Annotated in this window: 15 protein-coding genes; 9 read left to right on the top strand and 6 right to left on the bottom strand. The window is 45.3% G+C overall.

Translation table 11 applies throughout. From position 1 onward, the window contains the following. The first annotated feature begins 151 nt into the window (after positions 1 to 151). Positions 152 to 619: an N-acetyltransferase gene (locus ACF8OV_RS17730; protein WP_021447722.1), complete on the top strand. Its 468-nt coding sequence runs from the start codon at positions 152 to 154 to the stop codon at positions 617 to 619. An 82-nt stretch (positions 620 to 701) separates the two neighbouring features. Here ACF8OV_RS17730 and queD read toward each other — a convergent pair whose 3' ends face one another. Further along, positions 702 to 1,064 carry a 6-carboxytetrahydropterin synthase QueD gene (gene queD, locus ACF8OV_RS17725; RefSeq protein WP_005494779.1) on the bottom strand — a complete coding sequence of 121 codons (363 nt, stop codon included), beginning with the start codon at positions 1,062 to 1,064 and terminating at the stop codon, positions 702 to 704. A gap of 294 nt (positions 1,065 to 1,358) precedes the next feature. Here queD and ACF8OV_RS17720 point away from each other — a divergent pair, with 294 nt between their 5' ends. Together ACF8OV_RS17720 and asnS are read left to right on the top strand one after the other, a co-directional pair. Further along, positions 1,359 to 2,984 carry a methyl-accepting chemotaxis protein gene (locus ACF8OV_RS17720; protein WP_063517632.1) on the top strand — a complete coding sequence of 542 codons (1,626 nt, stop codon included), beginning with the start codon at positions 1,359 to 1,361 and terminating at the stop codon, positions 2,982 to 2,984. A gap of 188 nt (positions 2,985 to 3,172) precedes the next feature. Continuing rightward, the gene (gene asnS, locus ACF8OV_RS17715) at positions 3,173 to 4,573 is read left to right on the top strand and encodes an asparagine--tRNA ligase (RefSeq protein WP_005458036.1); all 1,401 of its coding nucleotides are present in this window, start codon (positions 3,173 to 3,175) and stop codon (positions 4,571 to 4,573) included. Positions 4,574 to 4,664: 91 nt separating this feature from the next. Here the strand turns inward: asnS and ACF8OV_RS17710 are convergent, their stop codons facing one another. After that, the gene (locus ACF8OV_RS17710) at positions 4,665 to 4,889 is read right to left on the bottom strand and encodes a hypothetical protein (protein ID WP_020838788.1); all 225 of its coding nucleotides are present in this window, start codon (positions 4,887 to 4,889) and stop codon (positions 4,665 to 4,667) included. A 99-nt stretch (positions 4,890 to 4,988) separates the two neighbouring features. Continuing rightward, the gene (locus ACF8OV_RS17705) at positions 4,989 to 6,380 is read right to left on the bottom strand and encodes a PLP-dependent aminotransferase family protein (RefSeq protein ID WP_203504646.1); all 1,392 of its coding nucleotides are present in this window, start codon (positions 6,378 to 6,380) and stop codon (positions 4,989 to 4,991) included. Between the two features lie 178 nt (positions 6,381 to 6,558). Here ACF8OV_RS17705 and ACF8OV_RS17700 point away from each other — a divergent pair, with 178 nt between their 5' ends. From ACF8OV_RS17700 to ACF8OV_RS17690, 3 genes are all read left to right on the top strand, one after another. Beyond that, the gene (locus tag ACF8OV_RS17700) at positions 6,559 to 6,789 is read left to right on the top strand and encodes a hypothetical protein (protein WP_005483298.1); all 231 of its coding nucleotides are present in this window, start codon (positions 6,559 to 6,561) and stop codon (positions 6,787 to 6,789) included. A 198-nt stretch (positions 6,790 to 6,987) separates the two neighbouring features. Beyond that, positions 6,988 to 7,287 carry a hypothetical protein gene (locus ACF8OV_RS17695; RefSeq protein WP_005458048.1) on the top strand — a complete coding sequence of 100 codons (300 nt, stop codon included), beginning with the start codon at positions 6,988 to 6,990 and terminating at the stop codon, positions 7,285 to 7,287. Positions 7,288 to 7,660: 373 nt separating this feature from the next. Further along, the gene (locus ACF8OV_RS17690) at positions 7,661 to 8,851 is read left to right on the top strand and encodes an amino acid aminotransferase (protein ID WP_025525741.1); all 1,191 of its coding nucleotides are present in this window, start codon (positions 7,661 to 7,663) and stop codon (positions 8,849 to 8,851) included. A 99-nt stretch (positions 8,852 to 8,950) separates the two neighbouring features. On the opposite strand, the gene ACF8OV_RS17685 is transcribed toward ACF8OV_RS17690, so the two are convergent. Then, a complete protein-coding gene (locus ACF8OV_RS17685; RefSeq protein WP_005494765.1) occupies positions 8,951 to 9,592 on the bottom strand; it encodes an outer membrane beta-barrel protein in 642 nt (213 codons plus the stop codon). A 194-nt stretch (positions 9,593 to 9,786) separates the two neighbouring features. Here ACF8OV_RS17685 and ACF8OV_RS17680 point away from each other — a divergent pair, with 194 nt between their 5' ends. Further along, entirely contained in the window at positions 9,787 to 11,676 is a 1,890-nt protein-coding gene (locus tag ACF8OV_RS17680) for a putative nucleotidyltransferase substrate binding domain-containing protein (protein ID WP_140090479.1), read from the top strand. Between the two features lie 8 nt (positions 11,677 to 11,684). Next, the gene (locus ACF8OV_RS17675; RefSeq protein WP_005494764.1) at positions 11,685 to 12,404 is read left to right on the top strand and encodes a 3'-5' exonuclease; all 720 of its coding nucleotides are present in this window, start codon (positions 11,685 to 11,687) and stop codon (positions 12,402 to 12,404) included. A 101-nt stretch (positions 12,405 to 12,505) separates the two neighbouring features. On the opposite strand, the gene ACF8OV_RS17670 is transcribed toward ACF8OV_RS17675, so the two are convergent. Together ACF8OV_RS17670 and ACF8OV_RS17665 are read right to left on the bottom strand one after the other, a co-directional pair. Beyond that, on the bottom strand, positions 12,506 to 14,389 hold the full coding sequence (locus ACF8OV_RS17670) for a methyl-accepting chemotaxis protein (RefSeq protein WP_258496266.1): 1,884 nt from the start codon (positions 14,387 to 14,389) through the stop codon (positions 12,506 to 12,508). Positions 14,390 to 14,615: 226 nt separating this feature from the next. Further along, complete coding sequence (locus tag ACF8OV_RS17665) at positions 14,616 to 16,187, bottom strand: BCCT family transporter (protein WP_005458059.1); 1,572 nt, start codon at positions 16,185 to 16,187, stop codon at positions 14,616 to 14,618. Positions 16,188 to 16,582: 395 nt separating this feature from the next. On the opposite strand from ACF8OV_RS17665, the gene cosR reads away from it, so the two are divergent. Then, positions 16,583 to 17,059, top strand: a complete 477-nt coding sequence (gene cosR, locus ACF8OV_RS17660) for a MarR family transcriptional regulator CosR (RefSeq protein ID WP_005494763.1) — start codon at positions 16,583 to 16,585, stop codon at positions 17,057 to 17,059.

Genomic DNA, 17,059 nt, shown 5'->3' with positions numbered 1-17,059 from the left:
GCTGATACCCAAATGACTTCATAATTCATTCGCGCAAAGTGTGCGAAGTGATTTGGGTATCACTAGCGTCTATAACTGGATGAAAGTTAAAGACGTTCGTACATTTTTGTTAGGTGGTGAGACCATCCACCACCCACTCGTGATTGAAACCATGATTGCTATTAAACCAACCAAACTGAAAGATTTTTCGAGTTTGATGCAATTGGACGTGCAGGAAGAGCAAATAGGATTTGCCAAGCCGTTTGAACAGGCTTACCAAAAGCGAAACAAGTCAGAAGTATTTTTTACTATTTATTCGGACTACCTAACCGTTGGCTATCTGATCATCGATAAAGGGTTTGCTCAGCATGCTCCTTTTGCAATGCGGCATGAGTTGGGCCTTAATTATTTGATGATTGATCGCCGCTTTCAACGCCAAGGTATTGGTGCAGAGGCGCTGAAAAAACTGTTTGTGTACGCCTACACCATCGACCCAGAGAGCACCTCGCTTTGCGTGACGGTGCCAAATAGCCATCAAGGCGCACTCGACTTTTTCTTGGCTTGTGGCTTTACCAACACAGAAAAAGCCATTTATGGCGAGCAAGAAAAAGAATGGTTGATGCGTCACCCGCTTGGTTAAACGCTCAATAACCAAACACTAGATAAAACAAAGGCAAGCGATAGGCTTGCCTTTGTTATTGAACATGGGATTACTACGAAGGTTATTCACCCTTGTAGATACAACCTGCTGTACAAGTTTCTTTGATCTCTACTTTGCTTAGTAGCGGTAGGTTTGGTTTTAGCTGTTGCCAAATCCATTTTGCTAACACTTCGCTGGTCGGGTTTTCCAGACCTTCGATGTCGTTTAGGTAGTAGTGGTCTAAGCGATTGTAAATTGGTTTAAATGCAGCTTTTATCTCTGCAAAATCCACAACCCAACCTGTATGTGGATCAACTTCACCTTCTACATAAAGACGAACAAGGAAAGAGTGTCCGTGCAAACGACCACACTTGTGACCTTCTGGTACGTGTGGCAAATGGTGTGCCGCTTCGAACATAAACTCTTTGTACAATTCTGTTTTCATCTTGATTCTCAGGCTTTAAAAAAGACAGGCAATACTAAGGAATTCGCTGCCAAGAGACAAGCGTTACCCCATACAGGCGTAGCAAAAACTGCCGCTTATTCCTGACCTCTTTGCCATCACGCACACCAAAGCGTCGCATTTTTGTCATACGCCAAACATTTGATTACACAGTACTCACATCACAATTACATATCCCCAACATGTGTAGGGTCACAATCATTCATTTCGCTCATCGCGCAACCTATGCGAGAAGACTAATATTGTGCAGTTCGTTCCAATTACACTTATAAAAATATGCGCTCAACTATTACCTTTAAGCTCCTGCTTGCGTTAATTGTCGTTTTTAGCTGTGTTCTCGCCGCGTCGACGGCATACCAACACTATCAACAAAAAACGCTGATAAATGATGTTCTTAGTGAACAACTGCACGACAAAGCCAGCAACTACTTCGATAGTCTGAACATGATGATGCTCACTGGCACCATGTCTCAAAAGGAAACGCTGCGACAAAAAGCACTCGCTCAAGAAGGTATTGAGCAAGTTCGAGTGCTACGTGCCGATGCCGTTACAAAACTGTACGGTGCAGGGCAATCCAATCAGCAACCTATTGATGAGATTGATCAGCGTGCACTAGCGGGCGAGCTAGTGATAGAACCAATTACTGCAGACTGGGGCAAAGGCATTGTTGTGGCGCTGCCAATGAAATCGAGCCAAAACTATCGCGGCACCAATTGTGTTTCTTGCCATGTCGCGCCAGAAGGTGAAGTATTGGGCGCGATTCGCTTGGAATACAACATGAACCACGTGAGTTCGATGATCAATAAACAAGCGATGTACGCGATGGGCATCATGTCTGCCATTGCGTTGGTTGGTTTTCTCATCACCATGGGCTTGATTCGTAAGATCATCGTGCGACCAATTCAAAAAACCTCGCACTTTATGTCGAACGTTAGTGCCAGCAAAGATCTCTCCCAGAGACTTGTCCATAAACAAAATGACGAAGTTGGCCAGCTTTCCCAGTCTATTAATTCCTTTATGGATACCGTTTCGGAAAGTCTTGAGCGCGTGCAAGACACCTCCCACTCGTTAGCAGGGTCTGCAGGTCGTCTCACCGACGTTGCTCAATCCACTGATGAAGCAGCAAACAATCAGCAATTAGAAACCAATGAAGTGCAAAACAACATTATTGATATGTTGCAGCAGCAAGTCGTGGTAGAAGAGGCAACAATCAACGCAACGACGTTGGTAAACCACACCGTTGACGTAGCCACAAACAGCGCCAGCCAAGCGCACAATGTCAGCGAAGACATCAAGAACTTAGTCAGCGACATTGAACAAGTGCGTGAGAAGATTACGTCTCTGAATCAGAGAACCGAAGAAGTTTCCTCAATACTCGGTGTAATTAAAGGCATCGCCGAACAAACTAACCTACTCGCTCTAAACGCAGCAATCGAAGCGGCACGCGCCGGAGAGCAAGGTCGTGGCTTTGCGGTCGTTGCCGATGAAGTGAGAAATCTGGCTTCACGTACCGCCGAAGCCACCAGCAACATTGAAAGCATCATTTCCCAATTTCAGCAAGGCAGCGAAGAGTCTCTGTCGTCGGTCGATCATGTTTGTCAATTTGCTCATCAACGTTCACTGGATGTCGAAGCGCTGTCTGAAACCATGCACAATGTCGTAGATGAGATGCATCAAGTGCTGAAACACGCAGAAAACATCCAACTGCAAACTCAAACCACCTCGGATGTCAGCAAGCACATTCAATCGAAAATCGACGTGATTACTTTGCACGCGAACGACACGTCTCAATCTGCCTCTCATACACGGGATATCAGTGTCGATTTGGAAGAACTTTCTGACCGTTTAGAGCAATTACTTAACCAATTCACCCTTTCTGAGCAACAAAGGGCGAATAAATAGGAAATTTCTCGCGTCCAAATTGAATATAAAGGTTGAAGCTGACGAATTGACGGGTAATATGTCCCATTGAATCTGTAAAATTCTATCCAACTCAATGCTTCGCTTGTTTTTTAAACAAAAATGTTTTGAGACAAGCACTTTGATAAGCGTTGAGTTGAATTTTTACCTCAATGGAGAATATTTAAAACATGACTTACGCGCCTGTATCAGACGTACTAAGCGGTAAGCTAGCAGTAGACAGTGAAGTAACTGTTCGCGGCTGGATCCGTTCACGTCGTGATTCCAAAGCTGGAATCTCTTTCCTTGCCATATATGACGGCTCTTGTTTCGACCCGATTCAGGCCGTGGTCCCTAATAATCTTAATAATTACGACAATGAAGTGCTTAAGCTAACGACTGGCTGCTCTGTTGAAGTAACTGGTAAGATTGTTGAGTCTCCTGCGCAAGGTCAGGACTTCGAACTGGCTGCAACTGACGTTAAAGTTGTAGGTTGGGTTGAAGATGCCGAAACTTACCCAATGGCAAAAACTCGTCACTCTATCGAGTACCTACGTGAAGTTGCGCACCTACGTCCGCGCACTAACGTAATCGGTGCGGTAGCACGTGTACGTAACTGCCTATCTCAAGCAATTCACCGTTTCTACCACGAGCAAGGCTACTTTTGGGTCTCTGCGCCACTAATCACGGCTTCTGATGCAGAAGGTGCTGGTGAAATGTTCCGCGTTTCTACGCTAGACATGGAAAACCTACCTCGCACAGACGCTGGCAAAGTGGACTACAACGAAGACTTCTTCGGTAAAGAAACTTTCCTAACCGTATCTGGTCAGCTAAACGCGGAAGCTTATGCTTGTGCACTAAGCAAGGTTTACACTTTCGGTCCTACTTTCCGTGCTGAAAACTCAAACACAAGCCGCCACCTAGCAGAATTCTGGATGGTTGAGCCTGAAGTTGCGTTCGCAGAACTAGACGATGTAGCGAAACTGGCTGAAGACATGCTTAAGTACGTGTTCAAAGCAGTACTTGAAGAGCGTCGCGATGACCTTGAGTTCTTCGCTCAGCGTATCGACAAGCAAGCGATCACTCGTCTAGAGCAATTCGTTTCTTCTGACTTTGCACAAGTTGACTACACTGACGCGATCCAAATCCTTCTGGACTCTGGTCGCGAGTTCGAATTCCCAGTTGAATGGGGTATCGATATGTCTTCTGAGCACGAGCGTTTCCTAGCTGAAGAGCACTTTAAAGCGCCAGTAATCGTGAAGAACTACCCGAAAGACATCAAAGCGTTCTACATGCGTATGAACGACGATGGCAAGACTGTAGCTGCGATGGACGTTCTAGCACCTGGCATCGGTGAAATCATCGGTGGTTCTCAGCGTGAAGAGCGTCTAGACGTTCTAGATGCACGTATGCGTGAAATGGGCATCGACCCTGAACACATGAGCTGGTACCGTGACCTACGTCGTTACGGCACAGTGCCACACGCTGGCTTTGGTCTGGGCTTTGAGCGTCTAGTCTCTTACGTAACAGGCATGGGCAACGTTCGTGATGTGATCCCATTCCCACGTACACCTCGCTCTGCGAACTTCTAATCACTTTTTAGTGACTCAGAATTAAAAAGACCTCCCAAGTGGAGGTCTTTTATTTTGTACGAATAATTTTCTCGTAATCTGCGTGTACAATTTAGCTGTTGCTTTCGTCTTCATCCTTATCTGCTCGCGCGGCGTATTTCAATCCAACAACACACAAACCAAACATGACGAATGGAATCACAGCGGCGGTGTATTCCGTCCAAACCATATGAGAAAAAGACTTTGCCAATATCAGGTGCGCAAACACCAACAAAAATGCGCTAAAGATAGCAACACCCATTAGCCTAAGTTCATGCTTTACCAACTGCTTTTTCATTATTGCTCCTAACCTAAAATGGTTGTCTGCTAATGATTGAAACACAGCTTCGGATTCGTTCACTGATACAGTTTGAGCAAAAAATAGGTAAACAGTTGGCTAGTGAAGTAATTCTCCGATCTTCTTCACGGCTTCTTCTAGTTCATCGTTGCAGGGTAACGAAGTATTAAGCCTTAGGCAGTTCTCATAATCTGGGCCGACAGAAAACAACTTACCGAATGCAACGGTGATGTTGTCTTCCAATAACTTCTGATAAATCGATTTTCCGCATTTTGATTCCGGCAGTTCAACCCATAAAAAATAGCCGCCTTCTGGCTGTGTGTAATGAATCGATTTAGGAAAGTACTTATCGATCAGTTCAATGAACGTGGATTGTCGCTGCTCAAGATTCTTTCGAAGTTTTCTAAGGTGATTATCATAGCTGTCATTTTGCAAATAATGCGCGATACCTTGTTGGATAGGCGCACTACCTGACAAAGTCGAGATAAGTTGCAGTTTTTGCAGATGTTCATTAAAGCGCTTGTTGACCACCCACCCCAGCCGATAACCCGGGCAAAGACTTTTTGAAAATGATCCGCAATGCAACACGCGATCTTGGGTATCAAAAGTTTTAAGCGAACTTGGTTTCTTATTAGAAAAATAGAGCTCTGAATACACATCGTCTTCAATCAAATACACATCGTGTTTATCAGCAAGCTCGACGATGCGCTGCTTCTGCTCATCATTTAATGATGTTCCGGTTGGGTTGTGAAAGTTCGTCATCAACCAACACGCGCGAACATCATGGTCAGTAAAAGCCGCTTCAATTTGTTGCAATGAGTGCCCGGTGCGCGGGTCTACTGAGATTTCTATCGCCTTTAAGCCCAAACGTTCTATCGCTTGAAGCGCTCCGTAAAATGTTGGCGATTCAACCACGATAGTATCTCCCGGTTGTGTCACGGCCTGAAGGCTCAAATTCAACGCTTCTAACGCCCCTGAAGTAATGACAATGTCATCATGGGTTAACACCATACCTTGTTGAATGTAACGTTGAGCAATCAAACGACGCAGTGATTCAGAGCCTGGCGGTAAGTTATCCAATAACGTCTCTGGCCCCATCTTCCTACCAGAGCTGGCCAGATTTCGGTTCAGCGCATCCAATGGAAACAACGCAGGATCTGGAAAGGCAGATCCGAACTTCATCGCATCCGGTGACGCTTGATTTTTGAGGTAGTCGTAAAGCTCATCATTGATGTTAGAGCGATAAACAGAGGTCGCAGGAGGGCTCGGTTCCAAACGGTCCAGCTCTGCGGTAACAAAGTAGCCAGACTGAGGTTTTGCCGCGACCCAGCCTTGCGCTTCGAGCAACTGATAAGCTTGTAACACCGTTCCGGCGCTGACGGAATGATTTCGGCTGGTGACACGCACTGACGGCAGCTTTTCTCCTGCTCTCCATGTGTTTTGCTGAATCTGCGTTTTGAACAGTTCAGCCAGTTGGCGGTATCGGTTCATGTTTCCCTCATTTATCACGACCGAGCGAACCTTAGCATACTTCGCGCCCGTATTCTGATAACGCGACTATCAATCTCGAAACGTAATTAATCAATCTTAGTGATATCAATTCGCGATACGAAGTGAGAATTTATGTTCCATACTTTCAAAGGTATGACTTTTATTTCGGGAGAAAATGATGAAAGTATTTACTATGGATGACCTCTCATACCGAGGTGCTCATAAAGGCGTACACAGTTGGGATCACCCAGCCAGCACAACGCCTTACTACTGGCACCCTGACTGGTTACATATTGCAGAAGACGCGCTAGGTGTGCACAAAACAGCGGATCTAGTCGTTCCAGAAGGCGAGACACCAACAGAAGAGCACGCAAAAGAGGCGATTGTTAAGCACATTAATGGTGAATAGCCAGAAGCGAACCTTCTGTTATGCAAGGTTGAGAGCCTTTTGGAACAAAACATGTCTGAATGAGAACTGTGCATCATCGTGAGCAATCTATCGACAGGATAAATAGATTGCTATCACATTAATTTTCATGCCATCTGTTACATTTAGAGGCTAATGGTGATGCACACCTCAACTCATAGACTATGAGAGACGATTATAATGACGAAATACAACGAGAATGACATCAAATATAAAGGCGAGACCAATGGCGTACATACGTGGAGTGTGCCATCAGGACAGCCTTACTACTGGCATCCAGATTGGCTACACGTTGCCGAAGATGCGACAGGGTCACACCCAAAAGAAAAACTAGATGTTCAAGCTGGTGACACCCCAACGCAAAAGCATGCGCTTAAAGCAATCCTAAAACACATGAACGATTGGGCGACAGATAAGTTGTCTTCAAATCCTGACATCGAAACCAATGCGGTAGAGTCAGAAATTGAGCTAAAGAAATAGACCTCAACGTTCGATGTAAATTGAATATGCAAGCGCCCCTCGCCGTAGGGGCGTTTCTTTTCCTTCCCTACTTTTTCCTTCGCAACAGGCTCTGCTTACCTCGCAGGATTCACGTTTTAAACCGCCTAAAATCGCTCCTCAGTAGCCATCAGATTCATGAATTGTTCGATTGAATAAATTAGCACCGAATTGCTACAAAACTCCCCTTTACATCCGGATTTAACCAAGGTTTTCATAGCAAAAGCATCGGTTATGTTAGCATCCTGTTTCAAATCGAAATTTTTTTACGTTTTCTTATCAGTAAGTGTTGTAACGAATATTGCTGAAAGGTATAAATACGAGCAGACCCCTTCGATTAACATGGATGAAGATTATGTTTGAAAAAGTAGTTGCCGCTCCGGCCGACCCTATCCTTGGCCTTACTGAAGAATTTAAAAAAGATCCTCGCGCTGAAAAGATTAACCTTGGCGTTGGTATTTACAAAAACGAACAAGGCGAAACACCTGTTCTTGCTACCGTAAAGAAAGCCGAAGCAGCACTGATTGAAACGGAAAAAACCAAATCATACCTAACCATCGAAGGGACTGCTGAGTACGGTCTGGCGGTACAAAAACTACTTTTCGGTGCAGACGCTGAAATCGTAGCGGAAAAACGCGCGAAAACAGCTCAAGCGCCTGGTGGTACAGGTGCATTACGCGTGGCGGGTGAATTCATCAAACGCCAACTTGGTGACGTAAAAATCTGGATCAGCAACCCAACTTGGGCAAACCACAACGGCGTGTTTACCGCTGCAGGTCTAGAAACGGCTCAATACACTTACTACAACGCAGAAACTAAAGACAAAGACTTCGATGCAATGCTAAACGATCTTCAAGCTGCATCTGAAGGTGACATCGTTCTTCTACACGGCTGCTGCCACAACCCAACCGGCATCGATCCAACTGCTGAAGAATGGGAAACACTAGCGAAGCTGATTGCTGAGAAGAAACTGCTTCCTCTGTTCGACTTTGCATACCAAGGCTTTGCCAAGGGTGTAGAAGAAGACGCAGCTGGCCTACGTACTTTCGCGAAATACAACAAAGAAATTCTCGTTGCGAGCTCGTTCTCGAAAAACTTCGGCCTATACAATGAACGTGTAGGCGCATTCACGCTTGTCGCTGAATCTGAAGAAGTGGCAACAACAGCATTCTCTCAAGTAAAAGCGATCATCCGCTCTATCTACTCTAACCCACCAGCTCACGGCAGTGCTGTTGTTACTCATATTCTAAACAACGAAGAACTGCGTGCCGAATGGGAAGCGGAAGTACAAGAAATGCGTGACCGTATTCAAGAGATGCGCGAGCTGTTCGTAGCAACTCTGAAAGAAGAAGGTGTGGATGCAGATTTCAGCTTTATCGAACGTCAAAACGGCATGTTCTCGTTCTCTGGTCTATCTAAAGAGCAAGTTAATCGTCTGAAAGATGAGTTCGCAATTTACATCGTTGGTTCTGGCCGTATCAGCGTAGCTGGTATGACAAAATCAAACATGGGCCCGCTATGTAAAGGTATCGCAGCGGTTCTATAATCTGTCGAAAACAGACAAAATAAACGAAAAGGTCAGCGTATGCTGACCTTTTTTGTTGTTCTTAAATCTGTTGATTACGGTTGATGTTACTAAATGGGATTAAAATACGAACTTCAAACTTAAGCCGACTTCGTTGATGTAATCCGAACTTTCACCACTGTAATCTGTATCACGGTATTGGTAATACAAGCCCGTGCCAATCACATCATGCCATTGGTAATTGAAGCCGATTCTGTACTTATTCTCGTCAACCACATCACTTCGGTTGGCCTGAATCTGTGCTGACACCATCCATTGTTCATTCAAAAGATAGTTTGCACCAATGGTCACCGCTTGAAGAAACTCGGTGTCAGAGGAAATGGTGCTATCCGTTTTTTCATCCGTCGCTTTCGCTTTCAGCGCACCAAGCCCATAAGTACCATAAACGTCCAGTTGGTCGTTAATACCATAACGATAACCACCACCAAACAACAATCGATCCACACGTAGTGTTAGATCGTCAGGATGGAAAAACTGCGCTGAGTAATCAACATTAAGCAACCAATTATCGGTGATGAGATAATTGCCACCCAATCCCAGCGTGGTCGCATTCGAGTTGTCTAGCCAATCTTTATTGGTCGTACCCGACCCCACATCCAAATAAATGTGCTCATACCCAAATTTTGCAGCTTGTTCCGCTTCCGAAGCGATACTGATTGCGGGCAAAACTACAAGAGGCACAAGCAATAACTGTCTCACCATCTTACTTCCTTTCATGAGAGTCACCTAAAAACTTAACTACAATTGGCAATTTCCATATTAGCCGAATTAACAAAACCTTGTCGCGGGAGATGTCCGAATCTTATGACTCAGCACGAAAAAGCGTGATCCAATAAGATTCTGTCTTAAAACTGCGTTAAGATTACTTTATTATTTGCGAAACAAAAGGCACCCGAATGGATGCAGAACTTCTCGAGATATATAACTTTCTCGCCAAGTACCCCCCTTTCAACGAACTTCCAGAAGAAACTCTGACCAAAGTGACAGAAAGCGTTGAAATCTCTTACTACCGACAAGATACCCCAATCATTCACTTCGGTGACCATATTCAAGATCTCTTCGTGGTAAGAAGTGGCGTGGTGGAAGTTTATCGCCGCAAGGGTGAGCTTTATAACCGTCTCGATGAAGGCGACTTATTCGGTCAAATGGGGCTGCTTACCAACAACAAAGTTCGTTTCCCGGTAAAAGCTATTGAAGACACCCTACTCTACTGCATTCCGGTCGAGGTGTTTCAAGAGATCTACGACAACTTCGACTCTTTCGCCGATTTTGTTGAAGTAGAAAACAGCGCCCGCTTGCGCCAAACCATTTCAGAAAACAAAGACGCAAACGACTTAACCACCTCTAAAGTCAAGACCCTACTTACTGGCGATGCCCCGACCATAAACCGCGGCCAAACAATCCAACAAGCAGCGCAGTTAATGGCTCAGGACAACATTTCATCACTCTTGATTGTCGACCCCGATTTTGTCCGTGACGAAGATGATCCGCAATCGCCCGTTTTAGGCATCATTACTGACCGAGATTTATGTACTCGAGTGCTTGCAGAAGGCTTGTCTCCTCAAGATGATGTTTCAACGGTCATGACGACGGAAGTGATCTCTCTCGACCATAATGCTTACATCTATGAAGCCATGCTAACGATGTTACGCTACAACGTGCATCATCTGCCGGTGGTCAAAAATCAACTACCGATAGGCATCATCGAAACTACCGATATTGTTCGTTATGAATCGCAAAACTCACTGCTTCTTGTAAGCAGCATTTTTCAGCAGCAAAGCATCGAAGATTTAGCGACAGTCGCAGAAGAAGTCAAAAGCAGCTTCGTACGTCTGGTTAACGAAGACGCCAATTCACACATGGTTGGCAGCGCGATGTCAGTAATTGGCCGAAGTTTCAAACAGCGTTTGTTGGAGTTGGCCGAAGAAGAACTTGGTGCGCCTCCGATTCCTTATTGCTTCCTCGCATTAGGTTCAATGGGACGCGACGAACAGTTGCTGGTTACTGACCAAGACAACGCCATTATTCTGGACGAATCCTATCAAGAAGAGAAACATGGCAAGTACTTTGAAGATCTCGCCAAGTTTGTCAGTGACGGCCTTGACGCTTGTGGTTACAAATATTGTACCGGTGACATCATGGCCACAAACCCGATGTGGCGAATGACTCGATCCGAATGGGAAGATTGTTTCGCTGACTGGATTGACGATCCCAACCCGAAAGCGTTACTGAATGCATCAATATTTTTCGATTTAGATGGCGTGTATGGCCGCTTAAAATGGGCAGAACAGCTCACCAGCTTCATTGTGCGTCGAGCGCGTAAAAATAATCGCTTCTTAGCATGTTTGGCTCGAAATGCGCTAAACCGCACGCCGCCATTAGGCTTCTTCAAAGATTTTGTGATGGAAAAAGACGGCCAGCACAAAAACTCGATCAACCTAAAACGTCGTGGCACCGCGCCGCTGGTTGATCTGATTCGTGTGCATGCCTTGGCAGTGGGCTCTCGTGCACAAAACTCGTTTGAACGTCTCGACGATATTATTGACGCAGGCATCTTGCCAAAAGGTCGAGCACAGGATTTAAAAGACGCGTTAGAGTTCATCTCTATGGTACGAATTCGACATCAAGCGACCGATGTTGAGCTCGGAATTGAGCCAGATAACAACATCGAGCCAGAAAACCTCTCCGATTTTGAACGCCGTAATTTGAAAGATGCCTTCCAAATTCTCAGCAATGGGCAGAACTTCCTTAAGTTCCGTTATCAAGCAAATAAGAGCTTTAAGTGAGGTTTGGCATGATCAAAAAGCTATTTCAAAAGCCTGCGATTCAATGGCCAACCAAGTTTCAGCAAAAGTTGGAGCTCGTCAGTGATGAAAATCTTGTCGCCTTTTACGGCAGCGAATTACCAGCGCCCAATACCCCCATTTCAGAGGTTGAATTTGTCGCGTTGGATTTCGAAACGACGGGGCTCAATCCCGAAAAACACGACATTATTACTATCGGTTTAGTACCTTTCAATCTAAGACGTATTTTTCTGCGCGATGCTCGACATTGGAAAGTAAGGCCTCAGAAAAAGTTGGATGAAGATTCCGTTATCATCCACGGTATCACTCACAGCGAATTGATTGATGCGCCAGATCTGAGCGATATTTTGGGTGAGTTGCTGCCTTGCTTAAGCGGCAAAATCATCGTTGTGCATTACCGTCGAATCGAGAGAGAATTCTTGGATCAAGCGTTGAAAGCGCGCATAGGGGAAGGGATTGAATTTCCCGTGTTAGACACGCTACAAATCGAAGAGAACATCCAAAAGAGAAGCGCTGGCGGCATTTGGAATCGCCTGAAAGGAAAGAGACCAGAGTCTCTGCGTTTGGCGCAGTCTCGACGCCGCTATGGGTTACCAGACTACTCTCCACATCACGCGTTAACTGATGCGATTGCTACGGCCGAGTTGCTTCAGGCGCAGATGGCGCATCACTACAATGATGACCAACCAATCAGTGATTTTTGGTTGTAGATAGATTTTTTGTTGTAGCTATTTACCAACAATCATTCACCGAAAAACATGCATTAAAAAGGAGCCTATCGGCTCCTTTTGTTTTTTCGTCAAACTGAGGATTACAGTTTAAAACGTTTGATCTCTTGCTCAAGCTCGTGAGACAGCTCAGATAGGTGCGCTGCTTGCTCCGCTGCTGAGTGAGCTTCTACAGAAAGCTCGTTCGATACGTCGCGGATGCCTTCTGTGTTACGAGTGATTTCTGTTGTTACAGATGCTTGCTCTTCCGCCGCAGACGCAATTTGCGTTGCCATGTCGCTGATGCGCTCTACCGCACTGTGGATTTGCGTCAGGCTCGCTGCTGCAGAATTCGCGTCATCCACACTGGTATCAGCCAAACGACGACCATCTCCCATGATATCAACCGCTTTCTTGGTTGTACCTTGAAGCATTTCGATCGTTTCTTGGATTTCTTTCGTCGATGCGTGAGTACGTTGGCTCAATACGCGAACTTCGTCAGCAACAACCGCAAAACCACGACCTTGATCGCCTGCACGCGCCGCTTCGATCGCCGCGTTCAGTGCCAATAAGTTAGTTTGCTCTGCAATGTCTTGAATCGTTGATAGAATCGTGTTGATGCTATTACCGTGCGCTTCAAGTTCTTGGATAACATTTGTCGCGACTTGAACTTCTTGCGCCAGATTCTGGATAGAGCCTTGCGTTTGATTCACTTGGCTAGAACCGTGAGCACATGCTTGCACCGCTTCTTCAGAGCTATGCGCTGTGCTGTCTGCGTTACCCGCAATCTCTTGCGTTGCTGCTGCCATTTCATTAACCGCAGTCGCAACCATGTTGATTTCGTCTTGCTGGTAAGAAATACGCTGGCTACGTTCTTCTGCTTGTTGTGCTGTTGTACGTGCTTGCTCAGAAAGTGAGGCAGAAACTTGGCTTAGCTTGGTAACCATCGTGTGCATGTTACCCACAAAGCGGTTGAAGTTTTCAGCCAATTTGCCTACTTCATCGTCACTGCGAGGTTCTAGACGTTGAGTAAGGTCGCCCTCACCAGATGCAATTTCTTCCAACGCATCAGACACGCGGCCTAGGTCACGGAACAAGAAGCCAACCAACCAAGATACCGCAAGAATCACAACGATAGTGATCATCACAGCGGTGATCAGCAGGTCACGAAGCAGTACTGCATGGCCTGCTTCTTCTGTTGCGCGATCCATTTCAATCGCGAACATCCAATGCGTGCCAGGTACATTCTTGAAGTAGTAAAGCTTCTCTTGACCTTTCAGCATCGTGCTTTCAATCTTGCCTTCTGCTGCCGCACGCTCAATAGCCTCTTCTGAAAAGTCTTTTAGAAAACTGGTGATAGGCTTAAGCGTTAGGCTTTTATCTGGGTGAGCAAGGAACGTACCTTCGTTCATATCAATCAACATTGCGTGCGCATTTTCACCCGCATCAAGATTGATTACGTCATCGATCAGCTGATCGATAAGTACGTCAGCACCCACTACACCGATAAACTTGCCGTTTTTCATTACTGGTTCAGCAATGGTCACTAGCAATGCGTTAGTGATAGCGTCTTGGTATGCTTCTGTGATGATCTGCTTACCTGCTGCATTGGCATCTTTATACCAAGGGCGAGTACGCGGATCGTAGTCAGCACGGTTACGCTCTGGGTGAGAACGGTACATATCTCCGTTTGGTGTACCCAAGAAGATGTCGTCAAAGCCACCAGCTTTGCGTGCTTGCTGTAGGAAAGGAACAACGTCTTGCTCTGTCGAGTAGTCGTTGAATGCGCTTGCAATATCCTTACGGATATTAACCCAGTCCGAAATACCTTCTGACGCTGTGGTACTTAGACTTTGTGCTCGTGAATAGACACCTGAACGAGTCTGATCAAATAATTGACCAGCCGACAACCAAGTAAGTGCTGTTGCCATCACAACAACAGCAGAAAGGCTTGCGCCTATTAGCTTTTGTTTTAATGATATTTTCATAATTATAATTGAGTTGGGAGAACAGTTAAGGTGGGTGAATATTACACACTTTTTCACGACTATTCACTAATTTTTAAAAAACAAAATAGCGCATTAACTCTTTGTAAAATATGGACTTTTGCGTGTCATTTTTTTGTCTAGCGTCAGAAAAACCGCACAAAAAAAGCCAGCAGGGTGCTGGCTTCTTAATTACTTGTTATTTAAGCAAATTTATAAAATTGATCGATTATTGACGCTCTGTCTTCATCCCCATCAATAAACTTACACACATTGCTAGCAATATAAAGGTAAATGGCAGTGCTGTAGAAATGGCGCCCGCTTGTAACGCTTGTACCGCTTCTGAGCCACCAATCCAAAGCAATGCAACCGCAATCGCACCTTCCATAAATGCCCAGAAAACACGTTGCAATACAGGCGCATCGACTTTACCACCCGCCGTAATGCTGTCGATAACTAGCGAGCCAGAGTCTGAAGAGGTGATAAAGAATACCAATACCAGAACTACAGCAATGATTGACAATATGTTGCCAAATGGCAGCACATCAAACATTTGGAACATTGCCAGTGATACGTCGGTCAGACCGTTTGCGCCTAACTCGCCTACTTTGTTGACGACTTGATCAATCGCCAGACCACCAAATACCGACATCCAAACCACGGTGACTACCGTCGGAACAATCAGTACCGCTGTGATGAACTCACGTACTGTACGGCCGCGTGAAACGCGAGCGATGAACATACCAACAAATGGTGACCAAGAGATCCACCAAGCCCAGTAGAATACCGTCCAGCCTTGGAACCAAGCTTCGTCGGTACGACCAAACGGGTTACTCAATGGAATGATGTTTTCTACGTACGCCATTAACGTTGTTGGGATCGAGCCTAAACTCGCCGCCCAGCCAATCAAACCAACAAGGATAAGCAGCAAAAACGCTACAACCATGTTGATGTTACTGATCACTTTTACGCCGCCGTCGATACCGCGAACAACAGAAACCACTGCGAGCAGAGTAACCACAGTGATAACGACAATTTGCAAACCTAAACCAGGTTCAACACCAAATACATGGTGAATACCACTTGCCGCCTGCTGAGCGCCTAAACCAAGTGATGTCGCTAAACCAAATAGCGTGGCAAGTACTGCAAGAATATCAACGATATGGCCAGCCCAACCCCAAGCGCGATCGCCCAATAATGGGTAAAAGATCGAACGCATTGATAGAGGCAAACCTTTGTTGTAGGTGAAAAATGCAAGTGAAAGTGCCACAACGCCGTAAATTGCCCAAGGGTGAAGACCCCAGTGGAACATCGTCGCGCCTAGCGCCAAACGTGCGGCTTCTGGTGAGTTTGCTTCTACGCCAAGTGGCGTTTCGTACCAACCAGTGAAGTAAGCCACTGGTTCTGCCACACTCCAGAACATCAAACCAATACCCATACCGGCTGCGAACAACATCGCGAGCCAAGACATGAATGAATAATCAGCGACGGCATCTTTACCGCCTAAGCGTATTTTCCCGAGCGGCGACACAATCAACGCTAAGCAGAAAATAACGAAAATGTTACCAGCGATAATAAACAGCCAGTCGAATGAACCAATGATCTTCCACTTAAGCCCATCCAATGCCGTCTTCGCGGTATGAGCATCTAGAACTAATGCTGCGACAAGAAACAGTGCAATAAAGCCTGCACTAATACCAAAAACTGGGTTATGAACATCAAAGCCCCACTTTTGAACGTTGTCTTGACCTACCGTATAGTCGGTACTGTCAATACTGTACTTATCTATACCCTTTGTCATCGTTCCTCTCTATTTTTGTATTATTTTTTCCGTACCAAACAAAAAATCGTTCGAACACGATACGTTTTACATTCCGTGAAAGCGGAAGATCCTATCATTTGAGGCGTTTTTGTCTATCTTTTGCTGTTAAAAAATCCAATAACTTACTTTTCAGTCGGTAATTTGCATTACAAAAAGCGCAAATCCCCACACCATTAATTAGACCACAAACAATTATTGCTATAATAATTTTAGGTCTTTCTGTTTCAGTTGCACGAACGAATAAAAAGAAATCGCCAAAGACGAATAAATAGTTGAAAAATGTCGACCTAAATTTTGACTGCAGCCCTTTAAATAACAGCGCATTTGAGTTAGTGTCGCGTCGTTACATGTTCCCTACAGACTGGATGAAAAAATTGGAAAAGTACGAAGAAGTATTGGTCTCGATTCGTCAGATCATCCGCGCTATTGATTTACATTCTAAAAAGCTGAGCAAAGAGTCGGGATTGACCGCTCCGCAATTGATTTTGATGCGTGCTATCAATGAGTTAGATAACGTGACTATCAAACAGTTGTCTAACCACACCAATATGAGTCAAGCAACTGCGACCACGATTTTGGACAGATTAGAACGCAATCAGCTCGTTGAGCGTCGTCGTAGCGTTGAAGATAAACGTAAGGTACATGCGGTACTTACCGAGAAGGGTGAAGAAGCTCTGAGACAGGCGCCAACTCCGCTGCAAGAACACTTCATCAATCGATTCCAAAAATTGGAAGAGTGGGAACAAACATTGCTGCTTTCTTCTGTCCAGCGCATCTCCACCATGATGAACGCAGAAGACATCGATGTAGCGCCTCTTCTAGAAATCGGCAGCATCACCAAACCAGAATAA

Source organism: Vibrio sp. GLN_1, from assembly GCF_043106015.1.
Classification (GTDB): Bacteria; Pseudomonadota; Gammaproteobacteria; order Enterobacterales; family Vibrionaceae; genus Vibrio; species Vibrio parahaemolyticus.
Note: the sequence above shows the minus strand (reverse complement) of the source record. Positions and strands in the feature narration are given on the sequence as shown.